This is a genomic window from Halomonas sp. SL18_1 (assembly GCF_055755715.1).
Genome location: NZ_JBVTRK010000001.1, coordinates 2,606,756 through 2,622,164 on the forward strand (window position 1 = coordinate 2,606,756; position 15,409 = coordinate 2,622,164).

A 15,409-nucleotide genomic window follows, 5' to 3' on the forward strand; every position below is an offset into this window, starting at 1 on the left:
CCCGCTGGTGCTGCAGACACTCCTGTTCATCGAAAACCGCGAACTGCTCGACGCCTCCACGCCCAACGCCAACCCCGCCGTGGACTGGCCACGCTTTGCCCGCGCGGCACTCTCCCAGGTGGGGCGCGCGCTGGACCTGCCCGGCCAGCCCGCCGGCGGCAGCACCCTGGCCACGCAGATCGAGAAGTATCGCCACTCGCCACGCGGCCTGACCGACTCCCCCAGGAGAAGTTTCGCCAGATGGTCTCGGCCAGCGTGCGCGGCTATCGCCATGGCCCTCAGACTCTCACCGCCCGACAGGACGTGGCCCTGGAGTACCTCAACACGGTGCCGCTGGCCGCCGCTCCGGGCTATGGGGAGGTACACGGCCTCGGCGACGCACTCTGGATCTGGTTCGGCGCCGACTTCGATGCGATCAACCGCCTGCTAGTGCCCGACTTCAATGACGCAGCCAGTCGCGACCAGCAGGGCCTCGCCCTGCGCCAGGTGTTGGCATTGATGATCGCCCAGCGCCGCCCCTCCTGGTATCTCAACGGGGGCCGTGAGCCGCTTGAAAGGTTGACCGACAGCTACTTACGCCTGCTGGGCGACGCCGGCATCATCGACCACGGACTTCGTGATGCCGCCCTGGCACAGCGTCTGACGTTTCGCGACTTCGCCGCCGCCCCCGTGCGGCTCAGGGTCGAGAACGACAAGGGCCTCCAGGTCGCCCGGGGCAGCTCGCCAGGCTACTCGGCGTCAGCCACTACGATCTGGACCGGCTCGACCTGACCGCACGTACCACCCTGCACAGCGGCCTGCAGCGCGAGGTGACACGCTACCTGCGCGACCTGGCCGATCCGGACGTGGCCGCGGAAGTCGGGCTGTTCGGGGAGCGGCTGCTGTCCCCGGAGACGACGGCGGAGGTGAACTACAGTTTTACCCTGCTCGAGCGAGGAGAGGACGGTTTTCGGGTGCGCGTGCAGACAGACAGCACCGACCAGCCTTTCGATATCAACGCCGGCAGCAAGCTGGAGCTGGGCTCAACAGCCAAGCTAAGGGTGCTGGCCACCTATCTCGAGGTGATCGCCGAACTGCACGGTCGGTATGCCGGCCTGCCGGCAGACGCGCTACGCCAGGTTGACGTGGACCGCCAGGACAGTCTACGACGCTGGGTGATCGACAGGCTGCTGGTAGACCCCTCGATATCGCTCGAGCCCCTGCTCGAGGCCGCCATGCAGCGTCGCTACTCGGCCAGCCCCCACGAAGCCTTCTTTACTGGAGGGGGCAGGCACACCTTCAGCAACTTTCGCCGCGAGGACAACGGCCGCCATCCGACCCTCGAAGAGGCGATGCGCGAGTCGCTCAATCTGCCCTTCGTACGCCTACTCCGTGACCTGGTGCTCCATAGCATGCATCAAGACGCCCAGCGCCGGCAGCTGCTCGAAGACGATGGGGATCCTCGCCGACTGAACTACCTCCAAGGCTTTGCCGAGCGCGAGGGCCGGGTCTTCCTGCAGCGGTTCTGGCGCAAGTATCAGGGCAAGACGAGCGAGCAGCGACTCTCGGTTTTCCTGGATGGTCTGCGTCCTAGCGCCGCCCGGCTGGCCAGCGTCCATCGCTATCTCTATCCGGAAGCGGACCTCGAGACTTTCGCCACCTTCCTTCAAGAGCGCCTGCCCGGAGAGAGCGTCAGCGAACGACGTTTCGCAGAGCTTTACGAACGGTATTCCCCGCAGCGCCACACCCTTTCCGATCAAGGCTATCTCGCCCGGGTCCATCCCCTGGAGCTGTGGCTGGTGGGCTTTCTGCTCGACGATCCGGAAGCCGACTACGCCGACGCGCTGCTCGCCAGCCGCGACCAACGCCAGGACGTCTACGGCTGGCTGTTCAAGACCCGTCACCGCAGTGCCCGGGATCTGCGCATCCGCACCATGCTCGAAGTGGAAGCGTTTTTGGACATCCATCAACGCTGGCAGCGCCTGGGCTACCCCTTCGACCACCTGGTGCCGTCGCTGGCCACCGCCGTGGGCAGCTCCGGCGATCGTCCGGCCGCCTTGGCCGAGCTGATGGGCATCATCCTCAATGACGGGTCCGGATGCCGATACTGCGTATCGATGCCCTACACGTTGCCGAAGCGACGCCCTACGAAACCCGCTTCCTGCCGGCAGCAGACCGGGCGGAACGCGTGATGGCGCAGGAGGTCGCCGCCGTGCTGCGTCACTCCCTTGCCCAGGTGGTCGAGGGCGGCACCGCCAGACGCCTGCAGGGCAGCTATGCCTTCGATGAGGAACGACCGCTGGCGGTGGGGGCAAGACCGGCACGGGCAATAACCGCTTCGAGACCGTGACGCGCAGCGGCCAGGTCATCGACTCTCGAGCCCGCAACCGGACCGCCACCTTCGTCTTCTATTTGGGCGAGGACCATTTCGGCACCTTGACCGCCTTCGTAACGGGCAGCGAGTCGGATCGCTTCCGCTTTACCTCCGCCCTGCCGGTGCAGGTGCTAAAGGGCATGGAGCCGCTGCTGCGCAGCCACCTGACCCCCGACAGCCGCACGCACTGCCTACCGGCCGCTCCCACCAGCCTGCGAGCGGACCAGCTGCGGACCTCGCCAGAAGAGCAAGCCCCCGAGGCCCCGGAAAGCACCGGCGGCGTCGATACCGCCAGGCTGAACGCCAGGCCAACCCCCACCCTGCGCGGCTAGTCGGATCTTCCCCTCGACCGTGAGGGCGACCGTCGTCACGAAATGCGAGGGCGCTGAGCAAGCCCCGAGCGATACAAGGGCCGTGGCGGATGCAGCGCGAAGCGAAGATGGCTACAATCGTGGGTCTGATTTTCTTGGGAATTCCACTGCCGCCATGTCGAATACCGCCAGCGCCCCGCGCAAGATTCTGGTCACCAGCGCCCTGCCCTACGCCAACGGCGCCATCCACCTGGGTCATCTGCTGGAGTACATCCAGACCGATATCTGGGTGCGCTTCCAGAAGAGCCGTGGCCACCAGTGCCACTACGTCTGCGCCGACGACGCCCACGGCACCGCGATCATGCTGCGAGCCGAGCAGGAGGGCATCACCTCCGAGGCGCTGATCGAGCGAGTCTCCCGGGAGCACCAGCAGGATTTCGCGCATTTCGGCGTGGCCTTCGACAACTACCACTCGACCCACTCCGACGAGAACCGCCACTTCAGCGAGCTGATCTACACCCGGCTACGCGATGCCGGCCATATCGCCACCCGCGACATCGAGCAGATGTACGATCCGGTCAAGGGACTCTTCCTGGCCGACCGCTTCATCAAGGGCAGCTGTCCGAAGTGCGGCGCCGCCGACCAGTACGGCGACAACTGCGAGGTCTGCAGCGCCACCTACACGCCGGCGGAACTGATCGATCCGGTCTCGGCGATCTCAGGCGCCACCCCGGAAGTGCGCACCTCCACCCACTATTTCTTCAAGCTGCCCGACTTCGCCGACTTCCTCAAGGCGTGGATTCGTGACGATCATGTCCAGCCGCAGATCCGCAACAAGCTGATGGAGTGGTTCGAGGCGGGTCTCAACGAGTGGGATATCTCCCGGGATGCCCCCTACTTCGGCTTCGAGATTCCCGACGCCCCCGGGAAGTACTTCTACGTCTGGCTCGACGCCCCAATCGGCTACCTCGCCAGCTTCAAGAATCTCTGCGATCGTGAAGGGCTGGACTTCGATGCCTACTGGAGCAAAGACGCCGACGCCGAGGTCTACCACTTCATCGGCAAGGATATCGTCTACTTCCATGCCCTGTTCTGGCCGGCCATGCTGCACGGCGCCGATTTTCGTACGCCGACGGCGGTGAACTGCCACGGCTTCGTGACGGTCAACGGCGCCAAGATGTCCAAGTCCCGCGGGACCTTCATCAAGGCGGCCACCTATGCCGAGTATCTCAACCCCGAGTACCTGCGCTACTACTTCGCCGCCAAGCTGACCTCGCGGGTCGACGACCTGGACCTCAACCTCGAGGATTTCGCCCAGCGGGTCAACAGCGACCTGGTGGGCAAGGTGGTCAATATCGCCAGCCGCTGCGCCGGCTTCGTCAAGAAACTGGGCGGCGGGAAGCTCTCAAGCCACTGCGCGGAACCCGAGATGGTCGCGCGGTTCATCGCCGCCGGGGACGGAATCGCCGAAGACTTCGAGGTCAGAGAGTTCGGCCGTGCCATGCGCAAGGTGATGGAGCTGGCCGACGAGGCCAACACCTATATCGCCGACGCCGAGCCCTGGGTGCTGGCCAAGCAGGAGGGACGCGAGCAGGACGTCCTGGACATCTGCTCGGTGGGCATCAACCTGTTTCGCCAGCTGATGGTCTATCTGGCGCCGGTGGTTCCCACCATGGCCGACGGCGCTCGAGCGTTTCTCAAGCTCGACACCCTGGACTGGGAGAGCCGCCACAAGGTGCTGCTCGGACACGAAATCGCCAAGTTCAAGCCGCTGATGACCCGCGTGGAGCGGGACAAGATCGACGCCATGATCGAGACCTCGAAGGAGGATCTGGTGGAAGAACAGAAGCTCAAGGAGACCCCCAAGGGGCCTCTGGCCGACGACCCTATCGCCCCTGAGATCGCCTTCGACGACTTCGCCAAGGTCGACCTGCGTATCGCCAGGATCGGCAGCGCCGAGTACGTGGAAGGGGCCGACAAGCTGCTCAAGCTCACCCTCGACCTGGGCGGCGAGACCCGCACGGTGTTCGCCGGCATTCGTGCCGCCTACGCCCCGGAGGCCCTGGAAGGCCGCATGACGGTGATGGTGGCCAACCTGGCACCGCGCAAGATGCGCTTCGGCGTCTCCGAAGGCATGGTGCTGGCCGCCGGCAGCGGCGAGGGCATCTACCTGCTGTCGCCCGATACGGGCGCCGAGCCCGGTCAGCGGGTCAAGTAAGGGACAGAGGTGACCGACACGCACGCGCTGATCGAGGCCGTCGACGCCCTGCTGCCCCAGACCCAGTGCGGGAAGTGCGGACAGCCGGGCTGTCGCCCCTACGCGGAGGCGATCGCCGCCGGTGAAGCGATCAATCGCTGCCCACCCGGCGGCCAGGCCACCGTGGAGCGCCTGGCCGAGCTGACGGGCCGGCCAGCCCTGCCCCTGGAGCAGCCTGCCCAGACGCCGCTGGTGGCCTACATTCGAGAGGCCGAGTGCATCGGCTGCACCAAGTGCATCCAGGCCTGCCCGGTCGATGCCATCCTCGGCGCGTCAAAGCGCATGCACACGGTGATCATCGACGAGTGCACCGGCTGCGAGCTCTGCGTGGCCCCCTGCCCGGTGGACTGCATCGACCTGCTCCCGCATCCCCAGTGGCAAGCGGCCGAGAGCCCAGCCGCGCAGGAGGCCTACCTGGCCCGGCGCGCCGCCAAGGGGCGCGAGCGCTTCGCGGCCCGCAACCATCGCCTGGCCCGGGAGCAGCGCGAGAAGCGCCGCGAGCGTCAGCAGCGCATGATCCAACAGCGCTCGCGTGCATCGCGCAGCGCAGGCGGCGCCACCGCACGGCGTCAGCGGCAGATGGCCGTGAAGGCCGCCGAACAGGCCCTCAAACGGGTACAGCAACAGTTGGAGAGCGCCCGGCGCCGCGCGGATGCCGAGGCAGAGGCCACCGCCCGGGCACAGCTGCCCGAGGCCGAGCGGCTACTGGCCGAGGCCAGGTGCGCGCTGGAGCAGACGGACACGGCCGAATAACCTGATGACAACTTCCCGACTCACCGCTCGGGGCTGATCCGGGGACAGGCCGGCGAGGAGGCGCTGTGAATACTTCCCTGTACGCTACCGACGCCATCCCTGGCGTAGGACCTCCTCTTCGGCCTGTCCCCGGCGCCCCTCGCTCCTCGCTCCTGCCAGGGACTGCCATGAACGCCCAGAAACGCTACGAGATCTTCGCGCGGCTGCGCGACCACAACCCCGAACCCACCACCGAGCTGAACTGGTCGACCCCCTTCGAGCTGCTCACCGCGGTGCTGCTCTCAGCCCAGGCCACCGACGTGGGGGTCGACAAGGCCACCGCCCGGCTCTTCCCGGTGGCCAACACCCCCAGGCGATCCTCGACCTGGGCCTCGAGGGGCTCAAGGCGCATATCAAGACCATCGGCCTCTACAACACCAAGGCCGAGAACCTGATGAAGACCTGCCGCATCCTGCTCGACCAGCACGGTGGCGAGGTGCCCCGCACCCGCAGCGCCCTGGAGGCGCTGCCTGGCGTGGGTCGCAAGACCGCCAACGTGATTCTCAATACCGCCTTCGGCGAGCCAACCATCGCCGTGGATACCCATATCTTCCGGGTCGCCAACCGCACCGGCATCGCCAAGGGCAAGAACGTGGTCGAGGTGGAGCAAAAGCTGATCCGCCACGTCCCCCGGGAATTTCGCCAGGATGCCCACCACTGGCTGATCCTGCACGGGCGCTACACCTGCCTGGCCCGCAAGCCGCGCTGCGGCAGCTGTGTGATCGAGGACCTGTGCGAATTCAAGGAGAAGGTGGAGATCGGCTAGAGCTTGACCAATCGTCGCGAGAGATTCGACCAACCGCCACTTGGCATCGAGGGCGAAGCTAGTGGACCCTAGGGGCGAACAACAATAATTCATCGCCATCATCGAGCCCTAAATGCGAATCCACGATCGTCCCATTCAGGAGCGTATCGACGCGCTGTTGGCCCTCTCCCGGGAGCACGCCGACACCTTCTGCAGCCCAGCCGCCTGGCTGGCCCGGCAGCGCTACCTGGCCGCCCACCCCACGCGGATCATCGCCATGAAGTGCATGGACGGGCGCATCCACCTCCCCATGCCACCCGCACGCCGCTGGGCATCATCATGCCCTTTCGCAATTTGGGCGGGATCTTTCACCTCGGCTGGCCCTATCTGGGTGAAATGCTCACCGACGCCGTCACGAGCGCTGTCGGTGCCGGCCACGGTGTGTTGATGATCATCACTTACCACTTTTCTCGCGGCTCTCGCGCCCGAGGCTGTGCCGGTTTCGACTGCAATGCCGAAGAGGCGCTGGCCCATGCACGAGACATCCGCGCCCAGGCCGAACAGCTGTTCGGTCTTGACCATCGCCACGTCTACCCGCTGGTATGCGGCTTCGAGACCGACAGCGATGCGCTGATCGTTCACGGCGACCAAGGTGCCACCCTCGATATGGGCGACCTCCGGCCACCCGATGCCGAGGGCCTCGACCGTCGCCTGACCACTCTCTGTCCGGATATGCCGGCCGATATCCGGCGCGACCTGCTCCCGCTGCTCGAAGGCAACCTGCACCATGTCGACGCCCTGCGCGGCGTAGAGCGGGAGCTAGACATCGAGCATCGGGAATGGGTGATCTGCGTAGGCCGCGGCTTCGACTTCTTGCATCTACCCAACACCGCGCTGATCGTCGGGCCCTGATAGCCCGGATCTTTCGGAACCCATCGGCACCGCCGCGGCAATCATCGACGCTAACATGAAGGCCGGGCGGATTCCCGATGACGGCTTCCTGCTGCTGGCCTCCACCCCCTACCAGGAGGTCGGTGTGGATCGCGCCCGCGCCGAGATGAAGTCTCGCTTTCTGGCCGAATTCGCCACCCGGGTCATTCATCGCGAGCATCCCAAACTGGCCAAGCGCATGCTGCACCGAACCGCCGTGGTCCACTGGCCCAGCCGCCGGCTTGAATCGGTGGAAGACGCTACCGCCGTGGGGAGGTGAGATGAGTCTGCTGAAAGTGTGGCTACTGCCCCCTGGGCTCAATGTGCTGCTGGTGCTGCTCGGACTGCTGCTCGGGGCACGCCGCCTGCTCGGAGCGCTGCTGGTGATCGCGGGCCTGATGGGACTGCTGCTGCTTGCCACGCCGCTGGCGAGCCATGCGCTGCGTCATAGCCTGGAACCCACCGAGGTACCGGGCCCCGAGCAGCTTGGCCGCGCCGAGGCCATCGTCATCCTGGGCGGTGGGCGTGACTATGTCGCCCCGGAATTCGGCTGGGGCGACGCCCCGGCCAACCCCACCTGGCGCCGGCTCGCCTACGGGGCTCACCTGCAGCGTCGAAGCGGCCTACCGATTCTGGTCAGCGGCGGGCGGGTACACGGTGAGGAGGTCACCGAAGCCAGCCTGATGGCCGCAGCGCTGCGCGAAGTGTTCGAGGTGCCGGTCCAGTGGCTGGAGGGCGAGAGCCGCAACACCGCTGAAAATGCGCGCTTTAGCGCCGAGCTGCTACGACAGGACGGTATCAGCGAGATTCTCCTGGTCTCTCAGGCCTGGCACCTGCCACGGGCTGCGGCGGCCTTCGAAGGCGCCGGCCTGGAGATCACGGCGGCGCCCACCGAGTTCGCCAGCCCGCCTCCCCAGGGGCTGCGCGCCTGGCTACCCAGTGCCTATCATCTCAACCAGAGCAGCCGCGCCCTGAACGAATGGCTGGGGCGGGGCGAGCAGGCGCTTAGAGAGCACCTGCTGCGTCGCTAGAACCCCAGCAAGTCCAGTCGATCTGCCAGCTGCTCAAGGATGGGAATGCCCTGCACATCGGTGGGCAGCCAGGGCAGACGCGGACGCGGGAGACGTGCCAGCTCGGCATCGATGCGTGCCAGGTAGGTTGCCTCCTGTTCGCGCCGCGCCTGCAGAAAATCACCGTCGGCCTCCTCGGGAATCACCCGGTTCACCAGGGTGCCGGCAACCGGGATCTGTACCGCCTCGAGGGCCTCCACGGCGCGCACCGTCTCGAGAATCGGGAGCCGCTCGGGGGTCATCACGAACAGGAAGCTGGTCTGCTCGGCATTCTCGATCCGCCGCCGGGCGCGATGAAACAGTCGGCGTCGCTCGATCAGGGTCTTCGCCACGTCCCGAGTGCGCTCGTCCAGATCGCGGAGGGGATCCTCCTGAGGGTCGTCGAAGGGCGTGGCCACATCCTGGCCACGCTTGGGGGTCAGGTGAGAGAGCACCTTGCCCAGCTCCTCCGAGCGGCGGTTGTGCGCCAGCAGGCCATCGGTCCAGGCCGCCATGGCCTCGGGCAACGTCAGCAGGCGCAAGGTATGGCCGGTGGGCGCGGTATCGAAGATGATCAGGTCATAGGGGGCTGCGTCGTCGGTGACCAGCCGTGACAGCCGCTCCAGCAGCGCCGCCTCCTGGGTGCCCGGCGACTGGCGGGTCAGGCGCATCTGGCGCTCCAGCTCGGCCATCATCTCCGGTGCTGCGAAACGGCGCATCTGCTCGGTGACCCGCGCCAGATGCGCCTCGACCTCGGCATCGGGGTCGATCTCCATGGCATCCAGGTTGGGCAGCAGGCGGCGCGGGGCGTCGTCGAGCTCACGATCGAAGACATCGCCCAGGCTATGGGCGGGGTCGGTAGAGACCACCAGCACGCGCCGTCCGCGCCGCGCCGCCAGCACCGCCAGCGCCGCCGATACGGTGGTCTTACCCACCCCACCCTTGCCGCCCACCCATAGCAGGCGTTTTTCCAGTAACTCTTTCATTTCACTCCCAAACAAATAGACTCAGGAAGGGCGAAGGAAGCCGGCTCCCCTCGGAGCTTTTCCGATGACAGCCAATGTCCCCTTCCTTGAACCTCGGCGCTAGCAGCATCTGAAATGATCCAGCGGGGAGTGCTCCATGCCCATGCGCTTGTGCCAGTCGTGGAAGCGCTCCAGCAGCAGCGGCTGCAGCTCCAGGGTGTAGTAGGCCGCCGGATTGGGCACCCCCATCATCTCGGAGAAGACCAGCAGCATAAACAGGTCGTCCTCGTCCCGGCGGGCCCGGGCGATGGCCCCGCGGTAGCGGGCCGAGTAGATCTCTTCGGCGACGAAGCGGGCCTGGCTCAGCCAGGCCCGAATCCGTTCGCGGCGGGGATCATGCCCGGTTTCACGATCATCAGGCATCGAACCGCTCCTCAGTGAATTGGCAGGCTACTCCTTGGGCTCGGCGGCCATCTCCTGTCGGGAGCGCTTGAGCGCCGAGGCGCACTCCATGGCCACCAGAATTGCGGCCACCAGCACCACGATATCCAGCACCAGCAGGAAGTAGTTGCCCTGCTCGAAGAAGGTCCGCAGCTGGATAAGCAGCGCACCGATGGTCATCACCAGCAGGAAGCACAGCGGCACCAGGGTGTACCACATGGGACGACGCAGGCGCACCAGCATCACCGTGACCACCAGCAGGGTCAGACCGGCCAGCAGCTGGTTGGTGGTACCAAACAGCGGCCAGATGATCATGCCGCCCGTGCCATCGGCGCCGCCGGCCCCGAAGGCCAGCAGCAGACAGCTGCCCACCGCCAGCAGGGTCGCCGGCACATTCTTCTTCATCCACGGCTGGTTATAGATCTCCCCCACTCCTGGAAGATATAGCGCTGCAGGCGCAGACCGGTGTCCATGGTGGTACCGGCGAACAGCGCCGCCATGACCGTGAGCAGCGTAGCGGCGGTGGCTTCCGGCAGGCCGATGCCGTAGTGGATCATGAAGGCGCCCCCCTCGACAAAGGCGGTCACGCCGCCAGCGCCGAAGGTGGTATACATGGCCTGCCAGTCGGCGAAGGTGGCAAACCCCGCGGTGGCGGCCAGAATCGCCGCCAGCGCCAGCATGCCTTCGCCCACGGCACCGAAGTAGCCGACGAAGCGCGCGTCGGACTCCCGGTTGAGCTGCTTGGAGGTGGTGCCGGAGGACACCAGCCCGTGGAAGCCCGAGATGGCGCCACAGGCGATGGTCACAAACAGCAGCGGAATCATCGAAGGCGTGCCGGCCGGCACATCGGCATTGACCATCGGCGCCACCAGGGTCGGGTTGAGCAGCACAATGGCCCCATAGAGCACGATCAGGCCGATAAACAGCTGCAGACCGTTGATGTAGTCGCGAGGCTGCAGCAGCACCCACACCGGCAGCAGCGAGGCGATGGCCGCATAGCCGAACAGGATCAGGATCCACACCGCGTTGCCCGACATCGCCCCGACCTGCTCGGGCATCTGAATCGGCACCGAGGGGCCGATGGCGATCAGCGAATAGAGGGCGATGACCCCGACGATCGACACCATGGGCAGGCTCATCTTGCGCCGATAGATCAGCTGACCGATCACCAGCGCCACCAGAATGGCGCCCCACACCGGTACCACGGCGCTGGAGAAATTCATCATCAGCCCGGCGATGACCACCGCGAATACCGCATTGACCATCAGCAGCACCAGGAAGATGACGATCATGAAGATACTGCGAGCCCGCTTGCCCACCACGTCGCCGGTGAGCGCGCCAACGGACTTGGCCTTGTTGCGCACGCTGGCCCAGATGGCGCCAAAATCATGCACCCCGGCGAAGAAGATGGTGCCGAGGATGACCCACAGGAACGCCGGCAGCCATCCCCAGATCACTGCGATGGCCGGGCCCACGATCGGCGCGGCACCGGCAACGGATGTGAAATGATGCCCCCAGAGGATGAAGCGGTTAGTGGGCACGTAGTCGACGCCATCCTCGAACTCGTGTGCGGGCGTTTCGAAATCAGGGTCCAGGCGATAGATCTTCTCGGCGATGAACTTGGAGTACAGGAAGTACCCCGCCGCCAGCCCGCCAAGACCCAGTACCAGCAGCACAATGGCACTCATGGGCGTGTCTCCTGATCAGATTATGGTTATGGTTTGCTGAACAGACTGTAAGAGCTTGGCAGCGATTCGGCGTTTGTTCAAAAGTCGTACAGCGCCGACGGCGGCGAAGGCGTTACGCTGGCCACACGATTCCCAGGACCCGTCAAGGCGAGACCCCCATGCAAGAGATTCTGCTTCCCATGGCCATGGCCGCCACCTTCGGCGCCTTTACCGGCTCACTGTTCCGGCTCTCACGCCGCCCCGGCTATCAGCGCCCTTTCATGTTTCCCGTGGTGGGGCTGATCGCCGGCTTCACCGCCTACCTCATCTACCATGTCCTGGTCTCGGTGACCGGTGCCCCGGCCTGGCTGCTGCCGGTCCTGGTAGTGCTACAGGTCTGGCTGTGGCTTGGCCCGCTGGGTCCCAAGTTCAAGCGCCAGGAGAACGGCGACAACGGCCAATAGGCGGCCAATCAGCCGCCCATGGAGCCGAACTCGCCGCCCTTCTCCACCGCTCGCCGATAGGCCTCACGTTCCCGACAGCGAGCCAGGAAGCCTTCCAGCCCCGGATAGCCGGTGAGGCCCCTGCCGCTTTCCAGCGCCAGCAGCGGGAAGCTCATCTGAATATCGCAGGCGCTGAAGTCCTCACCGGCAAACCACGGCGACTTCGTCAGGGCCTGTTCCCAATACTGCAGCAGGGCCTCGATCTCGGGCCCCAGAAACTGCTGCTCCACGCCTTTGGCAAACTGACGGCCCAGCGGGCGTACCAGTGCCGGCACCGGCGGTTTGCCTAGCCGGGAAAACACCAGGCGCATCACCAAGGGGGGCATCGCCGAGCCTTCGGCATGATGCAGCCAGTGACGATAGCGCTCGAAGGCGTCGCTGCCGGCGGGCGGCCGCAGCCGTCCATCCGGATCGTAGTGGTCGAGCAGATACTCGAGAATGGCGCCCGATTCCGCCACGACGCGATCGCCCCGTGACGTGTCGCTGATCACCGGCGACTTGCCCAGCGGATGGATCTCGTGCAGCGAGGCCGGCGCCCTCAGGGTCTTGGGGTCGCGCTGATAGGCGATGATGCGATACTCGACTCCCAGCTCCTCCAGCAGCCACAGCACCCGTTGAGAACGGGAGTGCTCCAGATGGTGAACGCATATCATGGGGAAAACTCCTGGCTGCGGCCGAACTCCTTGGCCCAAGGTCGTCTTTGCCGCCACGGGCGCGGTCACTAGACTTATCGTCAACAACTTACAATGAGGAGACAGCCATGGCCAAGGTACTGGTGGTGGACGATGAGCCCAACATCGTCCTGTCGCTGGAATTCCTGATGCAGCAGGCCGGCTTTGACGTGATCACCGCCGAGGATGGCGAAAGCGCCCTGACTCGTGTCGAAGAGTCACCGCCGGACCTGATCCTGCTGGACATCAGCCTGCCGGGCATCAGCGGCTTCGACGTGCTGGAGCAACTTCGCAACGACCCGGCCCACGCCCGCCTGCCGATCATCATGCTCACCGCCCATGGTCGGGAAGTGGAGCGCGAGAAGGGGCTGGCCCTGGGGGCTGACGACTATGTCACCAAGCCCTTCTCCACCCAGGCGCTGGTCGAGAAGGTCAAGACGCTGCTGGTCGAGGATGCCTGATGGTGGGGCGCAAGCTACCCAGGCGCCAGCGGCTGATCGGCCTCTGGCTGCTGCTCAGCGGCATCAGCATCTTCGGTGGGGCCACCTTCGCCGCCTGGCTGGATCATCTCTTCCAGCCCCAGGGCTTAGCGCGCATCGTGCTGTGGCTGGGCTGCTTTTCCGGGGGCGGTACCATCTTCCTGGTGGGCCTGCTGCTCGAGCGCATGCTGTTCACCCCGCTGCGCCATCTGCAGGTTCAGCTGGCACGGCTGGTGGCCAACCCCGACGCCCGCGAGGACTACCCGCCGGAGGGGTGGTTGCGCGGCCTGGGACCGGACCTGATGCGGGTGCGCGAGGCTTGGCGCGCCGACCGCCAGCGCCTCGCCACCGCCCACGCCGAGGGCGCACGAAGCGCGGCGCGCATTCGCCAGGAGCTCGAGACCCTGCTGCAGGTGCTGGATACCCCGCTGCTGCTGTGCGACCACCACCGCCGGCTGCTGCTGCTGAACCACGCGGCCGAGACGCTGTTCGACGGCCACCCCGGCCTGGGGCTCGGCAAGCGTCTGGACGCCCTGCTGCCGGCCAGCAGCCTGCAGGACGCCCTGAGCCAGCTTCCCGATGACGGCTCCCCCGGGAGCTACTGGTACCCAGCGACGAGCGCTGGCTGCGGGTGGTGCTGCGCCGCGTGCCCAACAGTAACGGCGAGACCCTGCTCACGCTGAGCGACACCACCGCCGCCTGGACCAGCGAGATGGGCGCACGGGCCGGGCTCGCCGACACCCTTCCCCGCTGCGCGGCCACGGCGCCAGCCTGAGTAGCGCCGCCGAGGCGCTAGGCAGCGCACGCCATGCCGGTCATCTGGATGACCGCCTGCGCGAGCGCTTGGAAACCGTGATCGACGAGGAGAGTCGCGCCCTGAGCCAGGGTATCGAGCAGCTCGGCAAGCTGATCGAGGACATGCAACAGCAGGGCGAGCGCCTGGTGCCGCTGTGGTCCAACGACCTCTGGCAGTCGCTCAACGAGCGGCTCAAGGACAACCCCGTGGAGGTCCAGCCGATCGGCATGCCCGCCTGGTTCAAGGGCGATGCCCCTGCCCTGCTGGTGCTGCTGGAATCACTGCTCGAGCGCCTCCAGCAGCATAGCGGCAACCCCGCCTTCGAAGGCGAGATGCTGCTTGGCAACCGCCGGGTCTATCTCGATCTGATCTGGCGCGGCGCGCCGCTCTCCCAGCGCGAGCTGGCCGCTTGGAGCGAATCGCGCCTGGAGGCGCTGCCGCTGAACCCGCGGGTCGGCGACCTGTTGCGCCAGCACGCCAGCGATGCCTGGAGCCTGGCCGACGACGACGGCATTCACGCCCGCCTGCGCCTCCCGCTACCGGCCGTGGAGCGGGTTGGCGCTCCACGCACCCAGGCGCCACCGCGTCCCGAATTCCATGATTTCGGCATCGCCGACCTGCCGCCGCCGGACGCCGAGCTGGCCGCGCGTCCGCTGCGCTCGCTCCCGGTGGTGGCCTTCGATACCGAGACCACCGGCCTGGAGCTGCGCCGCGGCGATACCGTGATCAGCATCGGCGCCTGCCGCATCGTCAACGCCCGGCTGCTGGCCAGCGAGGTCTTCGACGTGCGCGTCGATCCCGGCAAGCCGATCCCCCCCGCCAGCACCGCCATTCACGGGCTCACCGATGCCGACGTAGCCGGTGCCCCGCCGCTGCCGGTGATCCTGCCGCGCTTCCGCGACTATATCGGCGATGCGGTGATCCTCGCCCACAATGCGGCCTTCGACCTGCTGGCCCTGCAGCCGGCGGGGGCCGGGGTGGCCTTCGACATGCCGGTGCTGGATACCCTGCTGATTTCCCGCGCCCTGGACGACAGCCTGGACGGCCACGACCTGGATACCCTGGCCGAGCGCTACGACCTCAGCTTCCCGCCGGGGACGCGGCATACCGCCCTGGGCGATGCCCGTGTCACCGCCGAGCTGTGGCTGGCCCTGCTGCCGCGCCTGGAAGCCCGCGGCATCGAGACCCTGGAGCAGGCCCTGGCACTGCAGGCCACCGCCCTGACCAAGGAGGACGCCTTCGCCTCATGATGAGCCCCTCGCGCCTCAAGGAGCGGCTGATTGCCCTGATCGTGGCAGCCGCGGTGCTCTTTCTACCGCCGATGGTGATGGTGGTGGATCGTCCGGCCGAGGCGGGGCTCTCCTGGCTGCCGCTGTACATCTTTTTCACCTGGGCCCTGGTCATCGCCCTGGCAGCCTGGCTGCTCGAACACCGCTCGGGAGAGTGACGA

Annotated in this window: 16 protein-coding genes and 3 pseudogenes; 15 read left to right on the forward strand and 4 right to left on the reverse strand. The window is 66.4% G+C overall.

Annotation, left to right across the window (positions count from 1 at the left end; genetic code table 11):
* Nucleotides 1-240: 240 nt before the first annotated feature.
* From ACSJDS_RS13270 to ACSJDS_RS13320, 11 genes and pseudogenes are all read left to right on the forward strand, one after another.
* Nucleotides 241-771, forward strand: coding sequence for a hypothetical protein (locus ACSJDS_RS13270; RefSeq protein WP_473033677.1), 531 nt, complete (start codon nt 241-243; stop codon nt 769-771).
* A 38-nt stretch (nt 772-809) separates the two neighbouring features.
* Nucleotides 810-2,171, forward strand: coding sequence for a hypothetical protein (locus ACSJDS_RS13275; protein WP_473033679.1), 1,362 nt, complete (start codon nt 810-812; stop codon nt 2,169-2,171).
* Complete coding sequence (locus ACSJDS_RS13280; protein ID WP_473033680.1) at nt 2,171-2,329, forward strand: hypothetical protein; 159 nt, start codon at nt 2,171-2,173, stop codon at nt 2,327-2,329. Before ACSJDS_RS13275 ends, ACSJDS_RS13280 begins: the two co-directional genes overlap by 1 nt.
* Nucleotides 2,326-2,685, forward strand: a complete 360-nt coding sequence (locus ACSJDS_RS13285) for a hypothetical protein (RefSeq protein WP_473033681.1) — start codon at nt 2,326-2,328, stop codon at nt 2,683-2,685. Before ACSJDS_RS13280 ends, ACSJDS_RS13285 begins: the two co-directional genes overlap by 4 nt.
* Nucleotides 2,686-2,839: 154 nt before the next feature.
* A complete protein-coding gene (metG, locus tag ACSJDS_RS13290; RefSeq protein ID WP_473033682.1) occupies nt 2,840-4,882 on the forward strand; it encodes a methionine--tRNA ligase in 2,043 nt (680 codons plus the stop codon).
* Between the two features lie 9 nt (nt 4,883-4,891).
* Nucleotides 4,892-5,674 (forward strand): electron transport complex subunit RsxB, encoded by a 783-nt coding sequence (gene rsxB, locus ACSJDS_RS13295; RefSeq protein ID WP_473033683.1) that lies wholly within the window; start codon nt 4,892-4,894, stop codon nt 5,672-5,674.
* Between the two features lie 167 nt (nt 5,675-5,841).
* Nucleotides 5,842-6,479, forward strand: a pseudogene (gene nth, locus ACSJDS_RS13300) (endonuclease III).
* Nucleotides 6,480-6,591: 112 nt separating this feature from the next.
* Nucleotides 6,592-6,906 carry a hypothetical protein gene (locus ACSJDS_RS13305; RefSeq protein ID WP_473033684.1) on the forward strand — a complete coding sequence of 105 codons (315 nt, stop codon included), beginning with the start codon at nt 6,592-6,594 and terminating at the stop codon, nt 6,904-6,906.
* Nucleotides 6,906-7,370 carry a hypothetical protein gene (locus ACSJDS_RS13310; protein ID WP_473033685.1) on the forward strand — a complete coding sequence of 155 codons (465 nt, stop codon included), beginning with the start codon at nt 6,906-6,908 and terminating at the stop codon, nt 7,368-7,370. The genes ACSJDS_RS13305 and ACSJDS_RS13310 overlap by 1 nt, the downstream gene beginning before the upstream one ends.
* A 55-nt stretch (nt 7,371-7,425) precedes the next feature.
* Entirely contained in the window at nt 7,426-7,668 is a 243-nt protein-coding gene (locus ACSJDS_RS13315) for a hypothetical protein (protein WP_473033687.1), read from the forward strand.
* 1 nt (nt 7,669) lies between these two features.
* The gene (locus tag ACSJDS_RS13320) at nt 7,670-8,419 is read left to right on the forward strand and encodes a YdcF family protein (RefSeq protein ID WP_473033688.1); all 750 of its coding nucleotides are present in this window, start codon (nt 7,670-7,672) and stop codon (nt 8,417-8,419) included.
* Here ACSJDS_RS13320 and ACSJDS_RS13325 read toward each other — a convergent pair.
* From ACSJDS_RS13325 to ACSJDS_RS13335, 3 genes and pseudogenes are all read right to left on the reverse strand, one after another.
* Nucleotides 8,416-9,423, reverse strand: coding sequence for an ArsA family ATPase (locus ACSJDS_RS13325; RefSeq protein WP_473033689.1), 1,008 nt, complete (start codon nt 9,421-9,423; stop codon nt 8,416-8,418). The two genes, ACSJDS_RS13320 and ACSJDS_RS13325, sit on opposite strands and share 4 nt — an antisense overlap.
* 99 nt (nt 9,424-9,522) lie before the next feature.
* Nucleotides 9,523-9,825 carry a cory-CC-star protein gene (locus ACSJDS_RS13330; RefSeq protein ID WP_473033690.1) on the reverse strand — a complete coding sequence of 101 codons (303 nt, stop codon included), beginning with the start codon at nt 9,823-9,825 and terminating at the stop codon, nt 9,523-9,525.
* Between the two features lie 27 nt (nt 9,826-9,852).
* A pseudogene (locus ACSJDS_RS13335) lies at nt 9,853-11,531 on the reverse strand (carbon starvation CstA family protein).
* Between the two features lie 158 nt (nt 11,532-11,689).
* Here ACSJDS_RS13335 and ACSJDS_RS13340 point away from each other — a divergent pair.
* A complete protein-coding gene (locus ACSJDS_RS13340; RefSeq protein WP_238974695.1) occupies nt 11,690-11,974 on the forward strand; it encodes a hypothetical protein in 285 nt (94 codons plus the stop codon).
* 8 nt (nt 11,975-11,982) lie between these two features.
* Here the strand turns inward: ACSJDS_RS13340 and ACSJDS_RS13345 are convergent, their stop codons facing one another.
* Complete coding sequence (locus ACSJDS_RS13345; protein WP_473033691.1) at nt 11,983-12,666, reverse strand: glutathione S-transferase; 684 nt, start codon at nt 12,664-12,666, stop codon at nt 11,983-11,985.
* 107 nt (nt 12,667-12,773) lie between these two features.
* On the opposite strand from ACSJDS_RS13345, the gene ACSJDS_RS13350 reads away from it, so the two are divergent.
* The 3 genes and pseudogenes from ACSJDS_RS13350 (at nt 12,774) to ACSJDS_RS13360 (ending at nt 15,406) form a co-directional block, all read left to right on the forward strand.
* Entirely contained in the window at nt 12,774-13,145 is a 372-nt protein-coding gene (locus ACSJDS_RS13350; RefSeq protein WP_473033692.1) for a response regulator transcription factor, read from the forward strand.
* Nucleotides 13,145-15,209, forward strand: a pseudogene (locus ACSJDS_RS13355) (3'-5' exonuclease). Before ACSJDS_RS13350 ends, ACSJDS_RS13355 begins: the two are co-directional and overlap by 1 nt.
* Nucleotides 15,206-15,406 carry a hypothetical protein gene (locus tag ACSJDS_RS13360; RefSeq protein WP_473033694.1) on the forward strand — a complete coding sequence of 67 codons (201 nt, stop codon included), beginning with the start codon at nt 15,206-15,208 and terminating at the stop codon, nt 15,404-15,406. The pseudogene ACSJDS_RS13355 and the gene ACSJDS_RS13360 overlap by 4 nt, the downstream one beginning before the upstream one ends.
* The last annotated feature ends 3 nt before the right edge of the window (nt 15,407-15,409 follow it).